This window comes from Streptosporangium sp. NPDC002607, assembly GCF_053592655.1.
This window is the reverse complement of sequence record NZ_JBSFWD010000008.1, coordinates 83276-105051: the sequence shown is the minus strand read 5'-3', so window position 1 is coordinate 105051 and position 21776 is coordinate 83276. Positions and strand designations below refer to the sequence as shown.

General features: G+C 70.1%; 21 protein-coding genes. 6 read left to right on the top strand and 15 right to left on the bottom strand.

The features are described from left to right. Positions 1–219: 219 nt before the first annotated feature. Complete coding sequence (locus ACWD3H_RS11980) at positions 220–2658, top strand: ATP-binding protein (protein ID WP_451954942.1); 2439 nt, start codon at positions 220–222, stop codon at positions 2656–2658. An 11-nt stretch (positions 2659–2669) separates the two neighbouring features. On the opposite strand, the gene ACWD3H_RS11975 is transcribed toward ACWD3H_RS11980, so the two are convergent. The 10 genes from ACWD3H_RS11975 to ACWD3H_RS11930 form a co-directional block, all read right to left on the bottom strand. Further along, positions 2670–4070 (bottom strand): NAD(P)/FAD-dependent oxidoreductase, encoded by a 1401-nt coding sequence (locus ACWD3H_RS11975; protein WP_451954941.1) that lies wholly within the window; start codon positions 4068–4070, stop codon positions 2670–2672. A gap of 91 nt (positions 4071–4161) precedes the next feature. Then, a complete protein-coding gene (locus tag ACWD3H_RS11970) occupies positions 4162–4839 on the bottom strand; it encodes a VOC family protein (protein WP_451954940.1) in 678 nt (225 codons plus the stop codon). Further along, entirely contained in the window at positions 4773–5618 is an 846-nt protein-coding gene (locus ACWD3H_RS11965) for a hypothetical protein (protein WP_451954939.1), read from the bottom strand. The genes ACWD3H_RS11970 and ACWD3H_RS11965 overlap by 67 nt, the downstream gene beginning before the upstream one ends. A gap of 75 nt (positions 5619–5693) precedes the next feature. Continuing rightward, on the bottom strand, positions 5694–6488 hold the full coding sequence (locus tag ACWD3H_RS11960) for an alpha/beta fold hydrolase (RefSeq protein WP_451954938.1): 795 nt from the start codon (positions 6486–6488) through the stop codon (positions 5694–5696). After that, on the bottom strand, positions 6485–7390 hold the full coding sequence (locus ACWD3H_RS11955) for a Rieske 2Fe-2S domain-containing protein (RefSeq protein ID WP_451954937.1): 906 nt from the start codon (positions 7388–7390) through the stop codon (positions 6485–6487). Before ACWD3H_RS11955 ends, ACWD3H_RS11960 begins: the two co-directional genes overlap by 4 nt. Continuing rightward, the gene (locus ACWD3H_RS11950) at positions 7390–8592 is read right to left on the bottom strand and encodes a flavin monoamine oxidase family protein (RefSeq protein ID WP_451954936.1); all 1203 of its coding nucleotides are present in this window, start codon (positions 8590–8592) and stop codon (positions 7390–7392) included. The genes ACWD3H_RS11955 and ACWD3H_RS11950 overlap by 1 nt, the downstream gene beginning before the upstream one ends. Next, on the bottom strand, positions 8582–9772 hold the full coding sequence (locus ACWD3H_RS11945; protein ID WP_451954935.1) for a cytochrome P450: 1191 nt from the start codon (positions 9770–9772) through the stop codon (positions 8582–8584). The genes ACWD3H_RS11950 and ACWD3H_RS11945 overlap by 11 nt, the downstream gene beginning before the upstream one ends. Positions 9773–9803: 31 nt before the next feature. After that, complete coding sequence (locus tag ACWD3H_RS11940; protein ID WP_355548823.1) at positions 9804–10655, bottom strand: ABC transporter permease; 852 nt, start codon at positions 10653–10655, stop codon at positions 9804–9806. Next, complete coding sequence (locus ACWD3H_RS11935; RefSeq protein ID WP_451954934.1) at positions 10652–11605, bottom strand: ABC transporter ATP-binding protein; 954 nt, start codon at positions 11603–11605, stop codon at positions 10652–10654. The genes ACWD3H_RS11940 and ACWD3H_RS11935 overlap by 4 nt, the downstream gene beginning before the upstream one ends. A 99-nt stretch (positions 11606–11704) precedes the next feature. Further along, complete coding sequence (locus ACWD3H_RS11930) at positions 11705–12091, bottom strand: hypothetical protein (protein WP_350912396.1); 387 nt, start codon at positions 12089–12091, stop codon at positions 11705–11707. A 250-nt stretch (positions 12092–12341) separates the two neighbouring features. Here ACWD3H_RS11930 and ACWD3H_RS11925 point away from each other — a divergent pair, with 250 nt between their 5' ends. Genes ACWD3H_RS11925 through ACWD3H_RS11915 form a run of 3 tightly spaced genes read left to right on the top strand, consistent with a single transcriptional unit; the run spans position 12342 to position 14862 of the window. Continuing rightward, positions 12342–13658, top strand: coding sequence for a cytochrome P450 (locus ACWD3H_RS11925; protein ID WP_355548831.1), 1317 nt, complete (start codon positions 12342–12344; stop codon positions 13656–13658). Beyond that, a complete protein-coding gene (locus ACWD3H_RS11920) occupies positions 13655–14680 on the top strand; it encodes a class I SAM-dependent methyltransferase (protein WP_451954933.1) in 1026 nt (341 codons plus the stop codon). The genes ACWD3H_RS11925 and ACWD3H_RS11920 overlap by 4 nt, the downstream gene beginning before the upstream one ends. Continuing rightward, on the top strand, positions 14677–14862 hold the full coding sequence (locus ACWD3H_RS11915) for a hypothetical protein (RefSeq protein ID WP_030913265.1): 186 nt from the start codon (positions 14677–14679) through the stop codon (positions 14860–14862). Before ACWD3H_RS11920 ends, ACWD3H_RS11915 begins: the two co-directional genes overlap by 4 nt. Before the next feature lie 311 nt (positions 14863–15173). On the opposite strand, the gene ACWD3H_RS11910 is transcribed toward ACWD3H_RS11915, so the two are convergent. Genes ACWD3H_RS11910 through ACWD3H_RS11900 form a run of 3 tightly spaced genes read right to left on the bottom strand, consistent with a single transcriptional unit; the run spans position 15174 to position 17165 of the window. Next, positions 15174–15776, bottom strand: a complete 603-nt coding sequence (locus ACWD3H_RS11910) for a response regulator transcription factor (protein ID WP_355548838.1) — start codon at positions 15774–15776, stop codon at positions 15174–15176. Positions 15777–15795: 19 nt separating this feature from the next. Beyond that, on the bottom strand, positions 15796–16914 hold the full coding sequence (locus tag ACWD3H_RS11905; protein ID WP_451954932.1) for a sensor histidine kinase: 1119 nt from the start codon (positions 16912–16914) through the stop codon (positions 15796–15798). A 26-nt stretch (positions 16915–16940) separates the two neighbouring features. Further along, complete coding sequence (locus tag ACWD3H_RS11900; protein WP_451954931.1) at positions 16941–17165, bottom strand: hypothetical protein; 225 nt, start codon at positions 17163–17165, stop codon at positions 16941–16943. A 162-nt stretch (positions 17166–17327) separates the two neighbouring features. On the opposite strand from ACWD3H_RS11900, the gene ACWD3H_RS11895 reads away from it, so the two are divergent. Both ACWD3H_RS11895 and ACWD3H_RS11890 read left to right on the top strand, forming a co-directional pair. After that, positions 17328–18212: an ABC transporter ATP-binding protein gene (locus ACWD3H_RS11895; RefSeq protein WP_451954930.1), complete on the top strand. Its 885-nt coding sequence runs from the start codon at positions 17328–17330 to the stop codon at positions 18210–18212. A 35-nt stretch (positions 18213–18247) separates the two neighbouring features. Then, the gene (locus tag ACWD3H_RS11890) at positions 18248–18967 is read left to right on the top strand and encodes an ABC transporter permease (protein ID WP_355548850.1); all 720 of its coding nucleotides are present in this window, start codon (positions 18248–18250) and stop codon (positions 18965–18967) included. A gap of 257 nt (positions 18968–19224) precedes the next feature. Here ACWD3H_RS11890 and ACWD3H_RS11885 read toward each other — a convergent pair whose 3' ends face one another. Next, complete coding sequence (locus ACWD3H_RS11885) at positions 19225–19986, bottom strand: hypothetical protein (protein WP_451954929.1); 762 nt, start codon at positions 19984–19986, stop codon at positions 19225–19227. Then, entirely contained in the window at positions 19983–21671 is a 1689-nt protein-coding gene (locus tag ACWD3H_RS11880) for a hypothetical protein (RefSeq protein WP_451954928.1), read from the bottom strand. Before ACWD3H_RS11880 ends, ACWD3H_RS11885 begins: the two co-directional genes overlap by 4 nt. Between the last annotated feature and the right edge of the window lie 105 nt (positions 21672–21776).

Sequence of the window (21776 nt, the reverse complement as noted above, 5' to 3'; positions counted from 1 at the left end):
TTCAGTGCGGATTTAAACACGGGGGGACCTGGATGGTGAATGCGCAAAAAATCGTACGCATCGCGCGGCCGATACTTAGGGCGCCGACGTATTCGCCTCGGTATCACCGCGCCGGACGCCCGGGATCGGCGCCCGTGGCCCACTTCTGAACCGGTACCGCCGAGAAAGACGGGCACCGAACCCGTTGAGATCCGTATCGGGAGAATGGGACGATGAGGTATGGCACCGCTTCTTCACAGAGACAGAGAACTGGCTGTCTTCCGAGAGGCTCTCGACGAACTACGGTCCGGCCGCCCTACCGTCGCGGCGATCCTGGGCGGAAACGGAATGGGCAAGAGTTCCCTGCTCGGCGCCATGACTGAAATGCTTCCCCCGCGCAGTCTGGTGCTGCGGGCACGCTGTCATCCGAGCGAGAGCCATTTCGCCTACGGTATGGTCCGCCAGCTCTTCGACCCGGTGATGTCCGCCGGCGAGCGGCCCCGCGGGCAGTTCGACCGCGCCGCCGACGATGACGGCGCCGCCACCCAGGACCTGCTGATCAGCCTGTTCCACATGACCCGCGACCTGGTCGCGGAGCAGCCGGTGGTCATCGCGATCGACGACCTGTCCTTCGCCGACATGCCGTCGCTGCGCTGGTTCTCCTATATCGCGCGCCGCCTGGACGACCTGCCGGTGATGATGATCGCCACGCTGCCCGGCAGCCCCCCGGCCGGGCTGGGCACGGATCTGGCCAAGCTGCCGTACGCGCGGTTCGTCCAGCTCAGACCGTTCTGCGCCACCTGCACGGCCGACTTCGTCGCCGAGGCGCTGGGTGCGCCGCCCGATGTGGAGCTGGCCGCGCTCTGTCACACGCTCTCGCAGGGGAACCCGCTGGTGCTGCGCCAGCTGACCAGCCGGATGCGGCAGGCCAGGATCAGCCCGGGCGAGCCCGACCCCGACCAGGTGCTGGAGATCGGCACGGCGGCCCTGTCCGCCACCGTGCTCGAATGGCTGCACGACCACGACCCGGTGGCCTACGAACTGCTCACCCAGCTCGCCGTCATGGGACCGGACACCGACGTCACCGTGGCGGCGATCCTGCTGAGTCAGGGCGAGCCGCAGATCCGGCAGGCCCGCCGGGCCCTCGCCCAGGCGGGTCTGATCACGGCGGGGTCGCCCGTACGGTTCCACAACCCCCTGATCCGCACGGCCGTACTGTCGCGCATCGACAACCAGACCCGGCTCGGCCTGCACGAACGCGGGGCCGCGCTGCTGGCCAGGCTGGGCGCGCCGGCCGCCCAGACCGCCGAGCACCTGATGCTCACCGATTCCGACTGGGGCGTTCCGGTGCTGCGCAGGGCGGCCACCGAGGCGGTCGCGGCCCGCGAGTACGACGACGCGACCCGTTACCTGCGCCGCGCGCTGGCCTGCTCCGACGATCCGGCCACCATTCACGAGCTGACCCTGCAGCTCGGCACGGTCGAGCTCCGCCACGACCTGGACGCCTGCGTCCGGCACGCGGAGACACTGGTCAGCACCGCGCCCGACCCCGTCAGGCGGGCCAGGTCGCTGCTGAACCTGGCCAGCCCCGCGCTGGTCGCCAGCACGGTGGGGGTCCGGCCGTTCGTCACCGTGGCCCACGAGCTGGCGGCCATGGCGGACCCGCCGAGGGAGCCGCTGCTCCGGCTGACCGCGCAGGGGGTGCTGTCCGGGTACCGCGCCGGGTTGCGCAGGTCGGTGCGGATGGCCTCCTCGGGCGTGCCGGACTCGGCCGCGAAGGAGCTCGCCGGCGCGCTGGCGGCGATGGTCGCGGCGAGCGGGCGGTATCCGGGCACCGCAAGGCGGCTGGCGACGCGGGCCACCCGGGAACGCTCTCGCCGGGATCGGCCCGCGGGAACCGGGCTGGTGGGCGCCGCGCTGGCGTTCGGCTGGACGGGGCAGCCGGAGGAGGCGCTGGCCGTGTGCGGCAGGATCCTGCAGGACGCCCGCACCTGGGACCAGCCGGATCTGCACGCGCTCGGGCTGCTCCTGCGGGCCGATATCGGCCACCGGCGGGGCGACTCGGCCGACAGCCTGCGGGACGCGCTCGACGCGCGGGAGGGGGCCGAGCGGATCGGCGCGCGGGTGCTGACCACGGCGGCGCGCGCCTGTGGCGCGCGGGCCCTGATCCGGATGGGCCGCGCGCAGGACGCCGCGGAGCTGGTACGTGAGATGACGATGCCCGCGGACGCCCATCCGCTGATCAAGAGCCTGATCCTGGAGGTTCAGGGACTGATCGCGGCGGCGGCGGGCGACCACGTCACCGCGCTGAGCCTGTTCCTCGACTGCGGGCACCGGCTCTCCGCCCGGGGCATCACCAACCCCGCCTGCCTGCCCTGGCGCGCGCACGCCGCCAAGGCGTACAACGCGCTGGGCGAGCACACCGCGGCCCGTACGATCGCCGCCGAACCGTCGGCGAGCCCGGAGCACGCGCCGGACGCGCAGCCGCCGCAGGCCCAGATCCTGCTCACCCCCGCCGAGCAGCGGGTCGTCGAGCTGGTACGGCAGGGCATGAGCAGCATGGAGGTCGCCGAGCGGCTCTGCCTGAGCAAGCGCACCATCGACACTCACCTGGGCCGCATCTACCGCAAGCTCGGTATCCGAGGACGGCACCAGCTGGCCGCCGCCCTCGGACTGTGACCGGCCCCTGATCAGTGCGGTGACACCGGCTCGGTGGACCGTCCGATGCCCAGCCTCGGCTCGGTGACCAGGTACAGCCTGTCGGCGGTGCCGTCGGTGTTCTCGCGGTCCTCGCGGTCCTGGCCCGCGGTCAGCTCGCCGGCCAGCACCATCGCGTCCAGCGGGGCCGCACCGCCGACGCGGGTGGCGTCGTCCAGGTCGGTCAGGCCCGCGGTGATCGAGGCGAAGGCACCGTCGGGGGGTGCCTGGGCACCGCTGACGCGCTTCCTCATCAGCTCCGGATACTGGCCTCTGGCCAGGCGCTGCGCCAGCCAGAAGTAGCTGTTCCTGCCCCGGTACTGCTCGTAGAAGCCGGCGACCATGGAGAACATCCGGCCGTAGGCGTTGCGGTAGTGGGACTCGTAGAATCCCAGCGCCTCGCGCTCGGTGACCTCCCCCGCGTGTGCGGACAGGATGGTCGCGGCCGCCAGCATGCCGCTGTACATGGCCAGGTGCACGCCGGTGGAGAGCAGCGGGTCCAGGAAGCAGGCGGAGTCGCCCGCCAGGAAGTAGCCGGGGCCGCAGAAGCTGTCAGCCGAGTAGGAGAAGTCCTGCTCGACGCGGACCTCGCCCTGGAAGTCGCCGCCCGCCACCAGTTCCGCCACCGTCTCCGACTCCGCGACCAGGGTCAGGAACATCTCGTCCGGCGAGGAGAACCCGGACCTGCGGGCCAGGAACTGGTCCTTGTGGGTGACGAAGCCCACGCTGTAGACGTCGCCGCTGAGCGGGATGACCCAGTACCAGCCGTTGGGGGAGGAGATCACGTTGATGCCGCCCCTGGGAGTGCTGGGCAGCAGGGCGCCGCCCCGGTAGTAGCCCCAGATGGCGACGTTGCGGAAGACGTCGTGCGGCCGCCGGTTGCGGAAGTGCTGTGCGGAGAGCACGCCGGCGCGGCCGGAGGCGTCCACCACGAAGTCGGCCGCGGTCTCCTGGCGGTGCCCTTCGTGCACCCATTCCACGCCCACGGCGCGGCCGTCGTCGAAGCCGACCTTCCGCACGCGGGCCCCGTGGACCACCTGCACGCCCTGCTCGGCGGCGTGCTTGAGCAGGACGTCGTCGAAGTCGGCGCGGTCCACCTGCCAGGATCGAACCTGGTCGCCGAAGAGGTCCGGCCAGTTGATCGTCCAGTCGCGCTCCGCGCCCCAGCGGAGCAGCAGGCCCTCCTTGACCTGGTAGCCGCGGGCCTCGACCTTCTCCCGCGCGCCGACGAGGTCGATGATGGCCCGGCAGGAGGAGGAGATCGACTCGCCGATGTGGTAGCGGGGGAAGAAGTCCCGTTCCAGCAGGCGCACCCGGGCGCCGGCCCGGGCCAGCAGCGCCGAGGAGATCGCTCCCGCCGGGCCCCCTCCTATGACCACCACGTCAGGCGCCATGGAATACCCCTCCCGCAGGAAAACTGCTAACCGTTGAATCCTCGCAAAGTGCGGTGAATATTGTTAATACGTATTTATACGCATTTATGGATTAATTCAGGTTGGTGAGGCCGAAGACCGCGCCCAGCGGGTCGGCGAGCAGGCCGCTTTCCAGCGGGCGGGCCCCGGCCGCCAGGGCCGCCGCGACGGCGGCGTCGCCGTCACTGGCGCTGGCACCGTCACCGGCACCGGCGCCGAAGAACGGCACCCAGCCGGTCCTGGCGGAGGGGCGGATCACCAGGGGCGCGTCGCCGTACAGGCTCCGGTAGAACTCCGTCGCCGCCTCCTGGCGGGAGGTGTGCAGCTCGCAGGCGCACAGGGCGCCGGGCTCGTCCACCAGGACCACGCCCTCGTCCCTGCCGCCCTCCCAGAAGCCGACCGCCGCACCTGAGGGGTCGACCGCCAGGCAGAGGCGGCCGTTCTCGCCCGCGGGCACCGGGCCCATCACGATCCGGCCGCCCAGGCGCCCGACCTCCGCCCGGGTGTGGCCGAGGTCCTTGGCGGCCAGGTAGACGTTCCAGGACGAGCCGAAGGCCGGGCCCATCGGGCTGGGGCCGAGGCCACCGATGATCTCTCCGCGCAACGTGATCAGGTGGTAGCCGCGGCTGTTCTCCCTGGTGAACTCCCAGCCGAAGAGGTCGCCGTAGAACTGTTTCGCGCCGGTCAGATCGACGGTGATGTGATCAACCCAGCACGGTGTTCCCGGGCCGTACGCGGTCCGCCGGGGCATGGGGGCTCCTTCTGGATCCTGTCGTCGATGAGTGCCGCGGCCTCCTCCGCGCCGCCGAACTCCGGCATGAGCAGCCGGTAGCGGGGCGCGTCGGCCAGTTCCGTGGCGGCCGGCGGCCAGATGTGCGGCTGGAACGACCAGGGCTCAAGCCTGCAGCGGTCGTCGTCTCCCTGGCAGAGCCTGACCAGCGTGGGCGGGGCGAGCCTGGCGGTGATCGGGACGGGCGGGCCCAGCCGCTCGGGGCGGACCAGAACGGACTCCCCGGCCAGTGCGGGATGAGCCTGCCGCCAGGTCGCCGGGTCCGGTTGGCCGATCAGCCCGCCGCTCCTCGCCGACTCCAGGGCGCCGCCGCGCAGGTCCAGCGGGATGTGGAAGGGGAGCGTGTGCCCGGTGGTCCGGTCGACCACGAGGAGTTGCCCCGACACCGGCCGCCAGGACCGGCCGGCCAGTGCGGCCGCCACGCCGGCGCCGGGCGAGCAGGCACTGCCGATCAGCGCGACCGTCACGTCGTCCTTGGTCATGACGACGGCACGCATCACCAGGTAGAGATGGTCGAGTACGGCGAACGGAGGAAGCGGTGGCGGCATGGTGCTCCATCCCCGGAACACGCGACGCTGCAGCAACATCCCGTCGGGACGCTGGACCAGCAGTTCTCCCTCTGCGGCCTTACTGGTGAGAAGCTTCACGACCAGTTGTGCTTCGCCGGCCTCCACCAGATGGGGGCCGAACAGGAACGCCAGGTCGGTGGGGTCGAGTTTGGTCAGCACCATGATGGTCATACCGAAGAAACTCAATAACAGGGGCAACTATCCCCCCCTTACGGGTGTCCTAATCTAGGCATTCTTACAATCAGGTCAAGCAGTGTCTACTCTCTCAGATAACGCCAGTCCCGCAAATACCGCTTTTGCCGACATTTCCGGACACTCAAGCAGGGGGAGATGCCCGGAGTTATGAATCGTACGAATATCGCATTGCGCCACTGTCTTTCCCAGCATCTTGGCATTGTCTACGAAGACCGGCATGTCCGAATCTCCGATGATCACCGTGGTCCTGGCCCTGATCCGGATCAGATCCTCGGCCGAGTGCCGATGTGCGGTGAGCCCCGCCATCGCCCCGCTGTCCAGCTCGGCCCAGGAGTGCCTGCCGATCACCTCCCGTAGCCGGGCACGCAGTTCCGGATGAGCCTCGGTGCCGCGGAAGATGTCCGGCGGGGAGCTCATCCACAGCTCGGCCATCTGCTCCCGCGCGCCGCCCGCCCTGCGCAACATCATGAGCTCCAGGTAACGCCGCCTGGCCGCGGGGTCGGGTGGCGCACCGCCGAGTGTCGGCGCCGCGAGCACCAGGTGCCGCACCACCTCGGGCGCCTCCAGGGCCATCTGCAGCGCGACGCAGGAGCCGAAGGAGAGCCCCACGACCCGGTCCGCCCGCTCGGCCGAGGCGATCTCGGCCAGCCGTACCGCCAGGGCGGGCAGCGTCACACCGGGCCGCAGCGGCTCGGAGCCGCCGTGACCGGGGAGATCCACGCCGATGTGCCGCCAGCCGGGCAGCAGCCTCCACAGCGGTTCCCACAGGGTGAGGTCCATGGTGTAGCCGTGCACCCACAGCACCGCCGGACCCGTCCCCGACTCGACCACGCGCAGCCCGCTCACGCAGGCTCCCGAAAGCCCGCGCAGAACCTCCGGTAGGCCACCACGGCCGCGTCCCCGCCGTCGAAGCGGGGCACCACCCGAGGATTCAACCGCTCCCAGACCACCGCGTCCTCGGCCAGCGCCCGCTCGCTGCCGCTGATGAGCAGCGGCAGCTCGCCCTGCTGCTCGGGGCGGACGCCGATCGCCACCCGCGCCACGCACCCGCCGCTCTCCCGGGGCACGGCGGCGGTGACGATGACCTGCTCCCACCCCGGCGGCCCGAACCGGGTGACGACCACGCCGGGACTGTAGGCGCATGCCAGGAAGCGCGCCCGGGTGACCGAAGGACCGGAGGTGCTCCCCGGCTTGGCCCCCATGACGAACTCGCCCTCGATGACCAGCTCGCCCTCGTCCCCGTCCCGATGCGCCATCCCGCGGAGCCGCGGCACCTTGTGCACCTCGGTGAAGTGGTCGATGTCGAAGGCGTTCTCCACGATCATCGCCGGATCGACGTCCACCGGCCTGACCACGGCCGCGGTGAGCGGGTGGGTCCCGCCCAGCTCCTTGATCGCCCGGGTGAGTCCCCGGTCGTCGTCAGGGGTGTCCGCGAGCCGTACGAACACGGCCTCGCCGGAGACGATCACGTGGTGCTCGCGTACCGACCACCGCCTGGTGGTGTCGCCCAGCGCGATCCGGCGGCCGTGGAACGGGCAGACCAGGCAGTCACCCGAGAGCCGTCCCCCGTAGCCGAGATGCGCGCCCCGATGCGGGCAGTCGGCGTCGAAGACCCGGATCCCCGTCTCGTCCCGCACGGCCACCAGCCGCCGGGTCCCGATCTCCAGGGGGGTCACCTCGGCTGTCAGCTCGGAGGTGAAGGCCGGTAGGTACCAGCCGGAATGCGGTGTCCCCAACTGCGCTGTCATCAGCCCATCGCCTCCAGGAGCCGGTCGGCGGCGAGCACCCCGCTGGCGATCGCCCCCTGAACCCACGGCAGCCGCGTTCCCGAGACCGTGGCCTCGCCCGCGAAGAAGAGTGTGTCGGCGACCGGCTCGGCCCAGCGCGCGGGAGCCCGCTCGGCGCCGAGCAGCGGCGCGGTGAACGCGCCCCGGCTCCACGGGTCGGCCCCCCAGTCGGCGATCCGCCTGCCCAGCACCCGGGCCCCCGCCGCCCAGGGCAGCGCCACCGTGAGCATGGCCGACAGGTCGGGACCGGTGGCGGCCCGCACACAGGCGGCCGCCGCGTCCTTGGCCACGATCAACGCCTCGGGGCGCCCCTCGCGGCAGCTCACGAAGCCGCTGACCCCGTCCGCGTCGAACACCGACGCGGTCTCCGGCGCGGGCACCGACAGGGTCGCGACCACGCAGCAGCCGTCACCCGCCGCCAGCTCCCGGGCGGCCTCGATCTTGTGCTCGGGCAGATCCTTGATGGTGAGCGTGCCGTGGGTCACCACGGCGGGCGGCACGGTCACCACCACCCGCTCCGCCTCCACGGTCCCGGACTGCGTCAGCGCGGCGACCCGTCCCGGCGACCAGCCGAGCACCTGGACCGGGCGTCCGGTGTGCACCTCCAGCCCCGCCGCCAGCCGTCGCGGCAGCAGGTCGAACCCGCCGGACACGACGTACTCTCCCTGCCCGGCGTCGTCCCCCCGCTGGGCCGCGGCCACACCGGCGGCGCTGAGCCGCTCCGGGTCCGCGGCCCAGATCTGCCGGAACCACTCGCTCGCCACCGGGTAAGGCCCGCCGACGTCGCCGAGCCAGCCGTGCACCGACCCGCCGGCCTCGGCGCCCTCCGCGTTCAGCCTGGCCTCCAGCAGCCAGGGCGGATGCGGTGTGCGGGCCAGCGCCCCCATGGGACGGCCCACCCGCCCGCTGATCACCCGGGCCGCGGTCGGCCGCGGTGCCGTCCCGGTCTCCACCAGCCCGTGGACGGGGTTGCGGTCACCGTGGACGACCTGCGCGCCCAGCTCCAGCGGGGGCCCGCCGTCCGCGGGACGGAAGGTCAGTATCCGCCCGCCGATCCGTGACCTGGCCTCAAGGACCACGGTGCGCACCCCGGCCCTGGCCAGGCGGTCGGCACAGGTCAGTCCGCTGACGCCGGCGCCGATCACGAGGACCTCAGCACGCATCCCCGCCTCCCAGCCGCACCGGAAGGGCGCGCAGCCGCCGGGGGATCAGCGTGGCGGCCCAGACCGGCTCCGGATCGGCCAGCGACGCGGCGGGGAACCGCTCGGCCAGCCGGGCCAGCAGCACCGCCCCGGTCTGCCGGACGAGCTGCGCCGCCAGGCAGAAGTGCGGCCCTCCGCCAAAGGCCAGATGCGGGTTGGGCGTCCGGTCGAGCAGCAGCTCCCCGGCCCTTTCGAAAACGACCGGATCCCGGTTGGCGGCGGCCACGATCGCCAGCACCCTGGCCCCCTGGGGCACCTGCCCCCCGGGCAGCGCCACGTTCCGGATCGCGACCCTGGCCGTGAACGGAATGGGCGCCTCCAGCCGCAGCAACTCGTCCATCGCGGTACGCGCCGGCTCCCGGCCGCCCTCGCGCAGTACGGCCAGCGCCTCGGGCCGGGGCAGCAGCCAGTACAGCGCGTTGCCGATCGCCTCGGCCAGCGGCTGCCACCCGCCCACCACGGCCAGCCCGAGCACCCCCAGCATCTCCCGCCTGCTCAGCCGGTCGTCGGCGGCCAGCCGGGCCAGCGGGCTGGGCGGCGCGGACGCGCAGTGCGCGTCCAGGAACCGGGTCAGCTCTCCCATGGCCGACCTGCCCAGCGCCGCCACCTGCGGCCCGGCCAGCGGATCCAGATTGATCGAGGCCGCCTGGGCGAGCTGCGCGAAGACCTTCCGGTCGCTCTCCGCCAGCCCGAACAGCCGCAGGAAGACCGAGGTGGCCAGCGGGCTCCCGATCTCCGTGACCGCGTCGACCACGGTCCGCTCCGCCAGCCGGTCGAGAAGCCCGTCCACGTCGGCGGCGATCGCCTCGGCCACCGACGCGATCGCCGCGGGTCCGAGCAGCAGCAGCCCCGGCGCGCGCAACCGGGTGTGATCGGGCGGGTCCGTGGTGAGCATCGACGGCGGCAACTCCTCGTCGCGCGCCCGCCCCTGCTGCCCGGCACTCGCCGAGAAACCCTGGTCACGCAGTACGGCGGCGCAGTCGGCGTGCCCGGTCACCAGCCAGAGCCGCGACGCCGCGTCGTAGTGGACCGGAGCGCGGGCGCGCAGCCAGTCGTAGGCCGGATAGGGATCGGCCCGTCCCGCGGGGGAGAAGGGGTGAGCCAGGTGGGCAGGGAACCGGATCTGGGTGCCTACCGTCACGCGTCAGTCTCCCTTGCGATCGCTTACCTGATCAGCGCACACGCGCGTTGCGCCAGCCGAACGTCAGCGCGGTCAGCAGCAGGCCGCCGACCGCCCACAGTCCGAGGACCAGCGCGATGCGGCCGAGCTCCCACCCGCCCGCCGGTTCCACGACAGTGAAGCCGTCCGGCAGGAACACCGAACGGAACCCCTGCGCCATCCACTTCACCGGGAAGAGCGCGGCCGTGTTCTGCATCCACTCGGGAAGCTGGTGAAAGGGGTAGAAGACCCCGGAGATGAACTGCAGCACCATGAACACCGGCGTCACGATCGCCGCGGCGGACCGGCTGTTCGGGATGGCCGCGCTGTAGGCGATCCCGGCCAGCGCGCAGGTGACGGTACCCAGCGTCAGCACCCAGGCGAGGGTGAACCAGCGGTGCGCGGTGCTCGGCCAGGGCAACCCGAACGCGGTCACCGCGATGCCGAGCAGCAGCACCGTCTCCACCACGGTGGTCACCACGACCTTGACCAGCTTGCCGATGAAGTAGGCGGGCTTGGGCATCGGCGTCATGGCCAGCCTGCTGATGAGGCCGGTGTCCCGCTCGATGGCGATGTTGATGGCCAGCCCGGAGAAGGCGGTGCTCATCACACCGGCGGCCACGATGCCCGCCATGAAGACCTGCCGGAAATCGGTCTGGGTGCCCTCCACCTTGCCGGTGAAGATCGCGCCGAACACCACAAGCAGGATCACCGGAAAGAAGAGGGTGAAGACCAGGGACTGCCTGTTGCGGAAGAACGACTTCAGCTCGACCGACGACCGGGCGACACTGGCCCGCCACAGCCCGGGCAGCAACCCCTCCCCGAGTTCCCGGCCGGGGGCGCGAACGGAATCGGTGAGGCTCACTTGTTCTCCTCCGGCTGTTGTCGATGCCGGTCGATGAGGTTGAGGTAGATCTCTTCCAGGGTGGGACGGTGCACGATCAGCTCGGGCAGCTCGGCCTCGGCCCAGGACGCCAGCAGGCTCACCAGCCGGGTCGGCTCCGAGGTCAGCACGGTGACCAGGTCACCCGCGCCCGTCGGTCCCGGTTCGAGCACCGCTCCACGGGGCAGCTCGGGGAGTTCCCGGCCGGCCAGCGACTCGGAGCGCCGGAACGACACGGCGGCCGAGGTCGTCGCACGCCCACCCAGCTCGCTCGGCGGTCCGCAGGCCACCAGCCGGCCGCCCGCGATCACACCGACCCGCGCGGCCAGCGTCTCGGCCTCGTCCAGGTAGTGGGTGGTGAGCACCGTGGTGCAGCCGCGCGCGGCGAAGAACCGCACCAGGTCCCACGCCTCGCGGCGGGCGACCGGATCGAGCCCGGTGGTGGGCTCGTCCAGAAAGATCAACTCGGGGTCGCCGATCACGCCGACGGCCACGTCCAGACGGCGCTGCTGGCCGCCGGAGAGCTCCGTGGTCTTCTTCTTCTCGTACGTTCCCAGACCGACCATGTCGAGCACCTGCGTGGGCGGCAGCGGCCTGGGGTACATGGCGGCGAACTGCCTGACCACCTCACCCACGGTGAGATCGGGGTAGGCGCCGGTGGATTGGCTGACCACCCCGATACGCGCCCGCCATTCCCGTGGGTCCCTGGCCGGATCCTGGCCGAGGACCTCCACGTCTCCACCGCTCCGCCGCCGTACTCCCGTCAGTATTTCGACGGTCGTGGTCTTTCCCGCGCCGTTCGGCCCGAGCAAGGCGAACACCTCGCCGCGGTGTACCCGCAGGCTCAGATCGGTGAGCACCAGGTGCTCTCCATAACGCTTGTTCAGGCCGGTGACAGCGACCGGGTCGTTTTCCGCGGCGGCGGAAACCATCGACTTACTCCTCCGATGGAGACGGGAACGGGAACGGCATGGCGATTTTGGAAATCCAGTGAATTCAGTGAATTCAGTGAATGCTGGAGATGCGGTGAATCAGGTGCAGCAGCAGCACGGGCAGCAGCAGTAGTAGCAGGCGGCCGCGTCGGCGGCGCCGGCCGCGATGTCGGACAGGTCGCCCTCGCTGAGCTCGGCCGCGTCGACCACCGGGGTCTCGGGGATGTGGAGCTCGTACTGGCCGGTCGCCAGACCGACCTCCCAGAGGCCGACCTGGACGTCCAGGTTGCCCTCCTCGTGCCCCTCGGGAATGTGGCGCACGATGACGATCTCGGCGTCCTCCGGGATGGTCAGACCGGACTCGGCCAGCGCGGCGCGCGGGTCCGCGTTCAGCCGGGCCGCGTACTCCTCGTCCGACCAGGCGGTGATGAGGGTGCGGGTGTAGGCGTTGATGAATTCCGCCCGCTCCTGCGGTTCGAGCGCCATGTCATTCTCCCTCTGTTTGTTTACCGCTGCTTTCTGCGTCGGCAACTGAAAGGACTGTCGCATGGCGCGCGGCACATACCAAGACTTAAGTTATTCGCCATTGATGTAAGTATTGATACGTTCATCAACGCAGTGTTACATTAGCAGCATGCCACAGTACGGATGTGCTCATCAATGACATTCAATACGTATATCCGGTACTCGTGAATACGTATCAGAGATACTTAAGCACCGTTAAGCGGAGGCGTCGGTGACGACTACCAGCACGCAGCTGCCCCCGGGACCGCCCGGCCCGGTGGACATGGAACGCATGCGTAGCGACCCACTGGGGTTCGTGACCGGCCTGGCCCGTCGCTACGGGGACGTCACCGGCCACCACGCGAACGGCGAGACCGTGTTCATGGCGCATCGCCCGGATCTCGCCCGGCACATCCTCAAGGACAACGTCGGTAACTACACGAAGGAGAACACGCCCGACGACCACATGCTCCGCCCGCTACTCGGAAACGGCCTGCTCACCAGCGACGGCGCGGAATGGGCGCGGCAGCGCCGGCTCTGTGCCCCGGCCTTCCGCCGCAGCGCGGTCGCCTCCTTCGACCAGATCATCACCGACGAGACCTCGGCGCTGCTGGCCCGCTGGCGTGCCGCCGCGGAGACCGGCGCACCCCAGCCGATCGACCACCACCTCACCTCGCTGACCCTGTCGATCCTGACCCGCGCGGTGCTCGACGTGGACCTCGGCGCGGCGGGCGACGGGTTCGGCCGCGCGGTGGACGCCGTCAATCGCTTCATCGGCCACTACGTACCCGACCCCGACCCCGACCCGGCGGACACGAGCCGCCGCCGGCGGGAGTACGCACGCGCCCGCGCCCTGCTCGACATGATGACGCGCACCGTCATCGCCTCCCGCCGGGCCGCTCCCACCGCCACCGGCACCCTGCTCGACACCATGCTCGGCGCCCTGTCCGACGCCGACCTCCGCGACCAGGTGCTGACTTTGATCATGGCCGGTCACGAGACCACCGCCAAGGCCCTGACCTGGACCTTCTATCTACTGGACCGCCATCCGGAAGAGGCGGAACGGGTCCGGGCCGAGGTCGACCGGGTGCTGGGCGGACGCCCGCCCACGGCCGCGGACCTGCCCGACCTGCCGCTCTGCCGCCGGGCCGTACAGGAGGCGATGCGCCTGTACCCCCCGGTCTGGCTGATCTCCCGCCGTGCGACCGGCCCCGACGAGCTCGACGGCCATCCGGTACGGCCGGGCACGCTCGTCTGCGTCAGCCAGTGGGTTCTGCACCGCGACCCCCGCTACTGGGACCGCCCGGATGCGTACGTACCCGACCGCTTCGACGGCGTCGACCTCCCGAGTCATCTGTACCTGCCGTTCGGCGGCGGCGAGCGCGTCTGCATCGGCCGGCACCTGGCGCTGATCGAGGCGACGCTGGTCCTGGCGATGCTGTCTCAGACGGTACGGCTGACGCTGGAACCCGGCTTCCCGGTGGAACCGGAGGCGCTGGTGACGCTACGGCCGAAGCACGGCATGCACATGATCGTGAGCCCCCGATGACCACTCTCCCCACACCCCCGCACCCCCCGGCCACCGTCACCGACCGTGGCGCCGCTCTCGACACCCCGGCCCCGGACTCCGGTACTCCGAGGTCGTACGCCGGTCCGTACCACCCCGCCACCCCGCCGTACGCGGGTCCGCCCGGCCCCGCCGACCGGCCGGATCCCAACACCCCGACCCCGAACGCCGGTTCGTACAACCCCGCCACCACCACCGCGGGTGGGCTGGCGGGAGAGCTGGCGCGGCTGGAGGCACAGGCGGAGCTCTCGTTCGACGAGGAGCTGAGCCTGCTGCGCGAACTGGGCCTGACCGCGTCGGGCGGCCCGCTGGTCGAGATCGGCGCGGGGTCCGGCGCGATCACCAGGCGGCTGCGGCGGGCGCTGCCCGAGTTGTCACTGGTCGCCGTGGACATCGACCCGGACCTGCTCGCCCATGCCGAGGGCGCCGACGCCGAACTGATCGTCGCCGATGCCGCCGACCTGCCCCTGGAGACGGCGAGCGCGCAATACGTACTCCTCAGGTACGTCCTTCAGCACCTTCCCGATCCCGGACCGGCCCTCGCCGAGGCACGCAGGATCCTCCGCCCCGGTGGCCGCATCCTGGTCACCGAGGTGGACGCCTCCTGCTGGGGGCTGGCCGACCCGGTCTACCCGGAACTGGTGGGAGTGCACGCCAAGATGGCGGCGACCCAGCAGGCCGCCGGCGGTGATCGCACGATCGGCCGCCGTCTCACCCGCCTGCTCCGTGACGCCGGCTTCACGGAGGTCGCCCTTCGCCCGTTCGCCACCACCAACGACACCCGGCCCACGGATGACTTCGCCCCCCACCTCGGCCCAGGACGGCTGCAGCCGCTCGTGACCGCCGGAGTGTTGTCGCTCCGCGAGTTCGCCCTCGCCGCCGACCGCTGGAACCGGTTCCGCGCAGATCCCAACGCCTGGGTGATGCTCCTCGGGTTCACCGCAGCCGGTACCGCCCCCGACGCCTCTCAGAACGGCCGTCACCCCACCGAAGGAATCCAGTGAACACCAACGTCAAGATCTTCATCACGATCTTCTGCTACATCAGCGCGGTGATGGGCCTCGTCACCGCCGTCATCCAGGCCAGCACCACCCCCGCCAACACCCCCGGAGCCATCGGTTCCGGAGTCGTCGGCGGCATCTTCCTGGTAGCCGGCGTGGCCCTGAGCCGCAAACCCCGCTACTAGCCGCGTACGACACCTCTCTGCGGCCGGCGGCCGGCAGCAGGGAGGTGTCCCGGTGTGCCGTCCTGCCGGAGCGGGTGATCGCGAGGTCACCCGGTTCATCTCCACGGGACGCCCGGCGGGGATCGGCGGCGAGTTCGCGGTCCGCCACGGACGCGTCGGGTTCGCCGCCGAGGGGCCTGATATCGGCCATCGGCCAAGAGGTCACCGCCGAAATCCTCGACGTCGATATCGAGCACGGACGCGTACCCCTTTCCCTCAAAGCGCTCCAGGAAGACCCACTGCTCGATCTCCAAATCCCCCGCCATCGGCGCTCACAGCCAGTCGTGTTCACGCGCGTACCGCGCCGCTTCGTGCCGGGTCCGGGTCTGAGTCTTCTGCATCGCATTCGAGAGGTAGTTGCGCACCGTGCCCTCTGCCAGGTGAAGTCGGGTGGCGATGTCGGCGGCCGAATAGCCTTCGCCGGTCGCCCGCAGCACATCGATCTCGCGGTCGGTGAGCGGGCAGTCGTCGACGACGGCGAGTGCGGAGACATCCGGGTCGATCCATCGCCTGCCCTCGTGCAGGGTTTTGATGACCGAAACGATGTGCGCCGGTTCCGCGGACTTGCTGACGAAACCCTGGACTCCGAGCTTCAGTGCCCTGCGCAGCACGCCGGGCCTGGCATGGCGGGTCAGCATGAGGATCACCTGCTCCGGCCGCTCGCGGCGGATCTCCGCGACAGCGCCGAGTCCGTCCACACCTGGCATCTCCAGATCGATGACGAGCACATCGGGCCGGTGTCGCAGCGTGGCCTGGACGGCCGCCGCACCCTCTTCCGCTTCGGCGAGCACGGTGATCTCGCCCTCGAGTGGGAGCAACGACGCCAGCGCTTTGCGGAGGAGTGCCTCGTCGTCGGCGAGTACCACGGTGGTCATCAGTCGTCCTTTCCCGCTTTTAGAGGGCAGCGTCCGAACGACCGTGCGGGAATGCCGCAGCCGTCAGGAAACGCCCGTCTTTCTGCTCCACCGTCAGCTCGCCTCCGTTGCCCACCACTCGTTCCTTGAGCGTGGCGAGCCCCCGCAGTTCGGGCAGCGGACCCTCTTGCACGCCGTCGTTGACGATGGTGATGCCCGACTCCGACAGGGTGATGCGCACCTGCTCGGCCTGCGCATGCCGCAGGATGTTGGTCGTCGTCTCCCGCAGGACCTGGCCGAGCAACTCGCCTGCGTGCGCGTCGACCTCGGCCTCACGGTCGACGCGCACGCGGATGCCCGCGGCCTCGAAGAGGTTCTTCGCGTTCTCCAGCTCAGCGGACAGGTTGAGCCGCCGCTGCGCGTAGGCGAGCTCCTTGGTCTGGGTGATGGTGTCGCTGACCAAGGCATGCACCTCGCGCAGTTCCTGCTCCACTCGTTCGGCGTCGCTGTGCACCAGCTTCTGGGCCAGCGCGATCTTCAGCTTCACCACATGCAGCGTGTGGCCCTGGATATCGTGCAGATCACTGGCAAAACGCATGCGCTCCCGGATGACGGCCAGCTCCGCTTCGCGTTCTCGTGCCTCCTCCAGCTCCGCAACGAGGCCGTAGAACCTCTGGTTGGGGAACATGAGGCCGGTCAGCACCGCTGTGGCGCCCGCGGGAACGATGACGTATCCGATCAGAACACCGGAGAGATCTTCCTGGGTGACCAACAGCCTCGCCGCGCCTACTACGGCGACGTAGGCGATCAGCCCCAGGGCTGCCCAGCCTCGGTGGCGCGGCAGCTGGGGGACGGCGAGGGAGCCCACGATCAAAATGCCGTAGAACGCCGAGTTGCTGTCCATCACCAGCACTCCGAGAAGCCACACGGCCGCGGCGATGATCAGGCAGGGGAGCGCGACGCGGGAGACGTCGCGCGCCGCCCACCACACGAAGGCCACCAGGGCCGCGACCACGCCCAGACCCAGGACGATGACGTGCCACCAGGTCTGGGCATCGGTCGCCACCCGCAGCGCCCCTACGACAGCGAGCAGCGGGAGGAACATGGTGAGATTGAGTCTGCGCAGCCGTCCCCGCGTCGCCTCGGTGTGCTCGGACATCGGGTGTGCCGCTGCCCGGGCCGGCCTCACCGGTCCTCACCTGGCCGCCGAGCCGTCAGGCTGAACAGCGGGACCGCCACAGCGCTCGCCACAGCGCTCGCCACAGCGCTCGCCACAGTGAGGACCGCGGCCGTCCACATCAGCCACTGGTTGTTCTCCAACCACGACTCCCCGCCGTCAGGCAAGAGACCGACGCCGAGGTAGTGGAGGAAGAACGCCGCGCAGACCAGGCGCAGGGGTTCGGTGCCCATGGGTGGCTCTCCGGGATCGAACAGCAGAGTCTGTCCAGTATTCTTCCGGTCTCGTGGCGGCACCAGTGACGCTGCGTCATACGTTCACCCAAGAAATGTCATGGCGAGGTCATGACGTGGTCGCACTGCCCGGTGAGCGCGGCGGCTGCTGGGATCAACAGCATGTCCTCGACACCAGTCATCGACGTTGAACGTCTGAACCTCACCTACGGCGACTTCCATGCCGTGAAGGACCTGTCCTTCCAGGTGGAGCGCGGAGAGCTCTACGCTCTGCTCGGCACGAACGGGGCGGGGAAGACCTCGACCCTGGAGACCATCGAAGGCCACCGTACGGCCACCTCGGGCACCGTGCGGGTCTTCGGGCAGAGTCCACGAGACCGGCGCGCCGTGCGGCCCAGGATGGGCATCATGCTGCAGGACAGCGGGTTCTCCCCGGACCTGACGGTGAAGGAATCGGTCCGGCTGATCGGAAAACTCACCCAGCGCACGGACACGGTCGAACGCGTGCTCAGCGTTGTGAATCTCACTCGCAAGGCCGGCATCAAGGTGTCCCAGCTCTCCGGCGGCGAGAAGCGGCGTCTGGACTTCGCCACCGCCGTGTACGGGACGCCTGAGCTGATCTTCCTGGACGAGCCCACCACCGGCCTGGACATCCAGTCCCGCGACGATCTGTGGGACACCGTGAACAAGCTGCGCGAAGACGGCTCCACCGTCGTTCTCACCACGCACTACCTGGAAGAGGCGCAGCAGTACGCCGACCGCATCGGTCTCATGCACAAGGGCACCTTCCACCGGGAGGGGACCGTCTCCGAACTGACGCGGACCCTGCCGGCCGCCATCCGCTTCTCCCTTGCGGCCCCCGCACCGGCGCTGCCGCTGCAGGCCACGCGCGAGAGTGACGGGAAGTTCCTCATCGAGACCTTCGGCTTGCAGAAGGACCTGTACACCCTGCTCCGCTGGGCGCAGGACCACGCGGTGGAGCTGCGGGAACTCCAAGCCGGACCGACCCGGCTCGACGATGTCTTCCGCGCCCTCGACAGCGACTAGACCACTCCCCGACTTTCAGGAAAAGGACCTTCGCCATGCTCTCGATCGCTCTCAGTGAGCTGGTCCAGATCTTCCGGAACCGGTTGGTTCTGGTCACCAGTGTCGTCATGCCCGCGGTGGTCAGCGCGTTCTTCATCTACCAGCACGAGGGCTTCGCGGCCCTGGGCAGCCTCGGATACATCGCGGCGGTGGTGATGTTCACCGTGGGGGCGTTCGGGCTCTACACCACCGCGGTGACCACGCTGGCCTCCCGCCGGCAGAACCTCTTCCTCAAGCGGTTGCGCTCCACTGCGGCGAGCGACGCCGGCATCCTCTCCGGGCTGCTGCTCCCGGTCACCGTCATCTCGCTGGTCCAGGTGGTCGTGATCATGACCGTGCTGGCCGTGGTCACCGGCCGGCCGGACAACATTCTCCTCCTGGCGGCGGCCGTCCTCTCGATGGTGATCATGATGCTCGGCCTGGGACTGGCCACGGCGGGACTGACGGACTCCCCCGAGCACGCCCAGGTGACCACGCTGCCCATCAGCCTCGGCACCATCGCCGTGACCAGCTGGGTGGGGATCACCGGCACTGAGGAGCTCACCCTGCTCAAGCGGCTGCTTCCCGGCGGCTCGGCCACCGAACTGGTCGTCAACGCCTGGAACGGCGGCGTTCCCGTCACGGAGTCCCTGGTTCTCCTGGCGCCCACGCTGAGCTGGGTCGTTGTCGCCGTCGCGCTGGCTTCCCGGATCTTCCGCTGGGAGCCGCGCCGATGACGACGCTCGGCGTGGGGCATCCATGGGTGCGGAGGACGCAATCGACTGGGTGAGTGCTGTGGATCATGTGTCGTTCGATTCGGCTGCGCCGTGGCGGCACGGTTCCTATTCAGACGAGCTCGGCCAGAAGCGAGACAGCGTCTGTGGCCTGTTCAACATCGTTCCCCGAGGAGGAGCACAGATGCGGAAATCCTCATAACCGTTCTCGCCGCCGCCGTCAGTGTCTCCGTGATCACGGCAGTCACGTAGCTTGAGTTCTAGTGACCGGGTGTCCCCGGAGACGTGGCGGGGCAGCCGTGGGTGACGAAGTAGATCTCCATGGAGATCGACCCGCTCGGGGCGGAGAGGTCGTGGAAGTTCCGGGTCACGGCCGTTCCGAAGATGCGCGGGTACGTCTCGCGGATGGCCGTGTTGACCCGGGTGGCCAGCTGAACGCCGCCGCTGGCGCCGCCGTCGGAGTCGGAGCCGAAGGTCAGCACCATGCCGACGCGCCGTCCGGCCAGGTTGCCTTTGTGCCTGCGCAGTTCCTGGCGGACCTGTGCGGCCAGGACGCCGTCAGCGGCGCCTGGGGTGACCCGGAACGAGAGCGTGACCGGTTTCGCCAGGACGCCTCCGACGAGGCCGGTGCAGGGGGACGGCGAGGGGCCGGGCTTTTCCTTGACCGGGCTCTTCTTCTCCGTGGGCTCCTCGGGCCGGTGTTCTCTCTCCGAGGTTTCCTTCTCCGGGGCCTTCTTCCCCGGCGGCTTCTCGGTTGAAGGCTCTTCGGCCAGGGGCTCTTTGGCCGGCAACCCTTCGGCCGGGGGCTCTTCGGTCGAGGGCTCTTCGGACGGGGGCCGGGTGGAGTCAGGCAGAGGCTGGAAGGGGTCCGGTTGGAACCGGGCGGTGTCCGTCACGGGGTCGGTGGGTGAGGGGGGTGGTGCCTGCGCTCCCAACATGATGATCGTGAGCCCGAGCAGCAGGTCGGCGAAGAGCCAGCCGGCCATCATGGTCGTGCTGGAGGTTCTTCGGCGGGCGGTCACAGCGGGGTCCGAGCTCTCCGGCGTGAGTCCGGCTCGTCGTCACCGCTGTCGTCTGCTTCGTTGTTGCCGTTGCCGTTGCCGTTGCCGTTGCCGTTGCCGTTGCCGTTGCCGTTGGCCTGGTCCTTGTCGCCGCCGTCGGCCCGGACGCCTCCGCTGTCCCCGCCGCCGCTGGGGCCCTCGCCGTCGCCGCTGCCCTTGTCGCTCTCCCCGTCCTTGCCGGGACCGCCGGCCGGGAGAGCCCAGAGGCCGTCGGCCGGAAGCCGCAGCCTGGTGCTCGCCCGCTCCGAGTCGGTGGCCTCGCGCTCGGCGAGCTCCTTCGAGGGCAGGTCGGCCAGCGCGCCGGCGAGCGTGGTGGGCAGCCGGTCGAGCACCTCCCGCGTCCGCTCCAGCAAGGCGACCGTCTCGACGGTGGTGTCGATCCGGGAGGCGTGCATCCCGGTGGCGGCGGACCAGCTCTCAAGGGCCTCCCGGATCTCCGTACCGGCGCCCTCGAAGGTCCGGTGAAACTCCCTGGCCGTGCCCGCGATGGTGTCGGTGACCCGTGCGCCGAGCAGGTCGACCGCCTTCTCCGTCGACGAGCCGACCGAATCGATCGAGATGGCCGCGCGGTCGACGGCGTGGCCGATGCCCGCCGTCGCGCCGACCAGCTCGTTGATCCGGAGGTCCAGGCCGGAGACGCTGCCCTGGACCAACTTCATGGACCGTACGAGTTCGTCGTTGAACGCCTGGCGCATGTCGAGGGTGGTCCGGGAGATGGTCGTCGACAACTGGTTCCCGGCATCGGTGACGGCCTGGCCGGTCGTGGAGCCCGCGGTGTCGATCATGGCCGAGAACCGGGCCACCGCCGAGGCGAGGTCGTCACAGGTGTTGTTGACGGCCGCCAGGTGCCCGCCCAGATGCTCGACGGCGTCGCGCACGTCGATCGCACTGCCGGCCAGCGCGTCCGTGGTCTTGCGGGTGGCCTCCAGGGTCAGGGTGAGCGCCTCGACCAGCTCGGTGTGCACCTTGCGCGCCGTGGTCCCGACGAAGCCGATGTCGGCCGCCGCCTTGTTGAGCTCGGCGCCGAACCGCTCCGGTGAGGAGAGCCGGACCTGGCCGAGTACCAGGCTCGCCTCGGTCAGCGCCCCGCGGAGCCGGACGCGGAGGCCGCGGAGCTCCCGCTCCGCGGCCTCCTCCCTGCTGTTCTGCGTGATGTTGTCGAACACGGTCCAGCAGATGAGGCAGAAGATGGCCGCGAGGGTGCAGAGCGCGATGTTGTCGAACTCGAAGAACCCGGGCAACCTGCCGTCGAAGCCCTGCTGCCACATCTCCAGGAAGGGCCGTCGGGCCGCGTCCAGGCCGCCGGCCGCGAGGACGTCGCCGTAGGCGCCGGTGGCCATCATCAGGCCGAGCCAGGTGATGAAGATCGGTACGAAGACGAGGGCGGGACCGATGGCGCCGCTGAGCCCTCGTCGCCATCCCGGTCTCCTCGGCGAGGACGTGGTTCCCGCCGATTCCCCGTCCACCAGGATGGTGTCGTCGGGGGAGAAGGCGGCGAACAGATCGACCTCGCACCAGTGTCCGGCCATGTCGGGATCGGTGACCGCGTCCGCGAGATCACGTAGCTGGTCCTGACGGGCCGCCAGGTGGGGGTGATCGGCGAGCTCGCGAAGCTCGCCGGCAAGCTCCAGATCCGTCACGGACAACCGACATCCTCTCCTGATGGCGCCGAGCGCCTTTTCGGCAATCCGGATGGACCGATTCACGCCTCCGAGAGGCGTGATCATTTTGGCATATGGCGCGCATGTCGG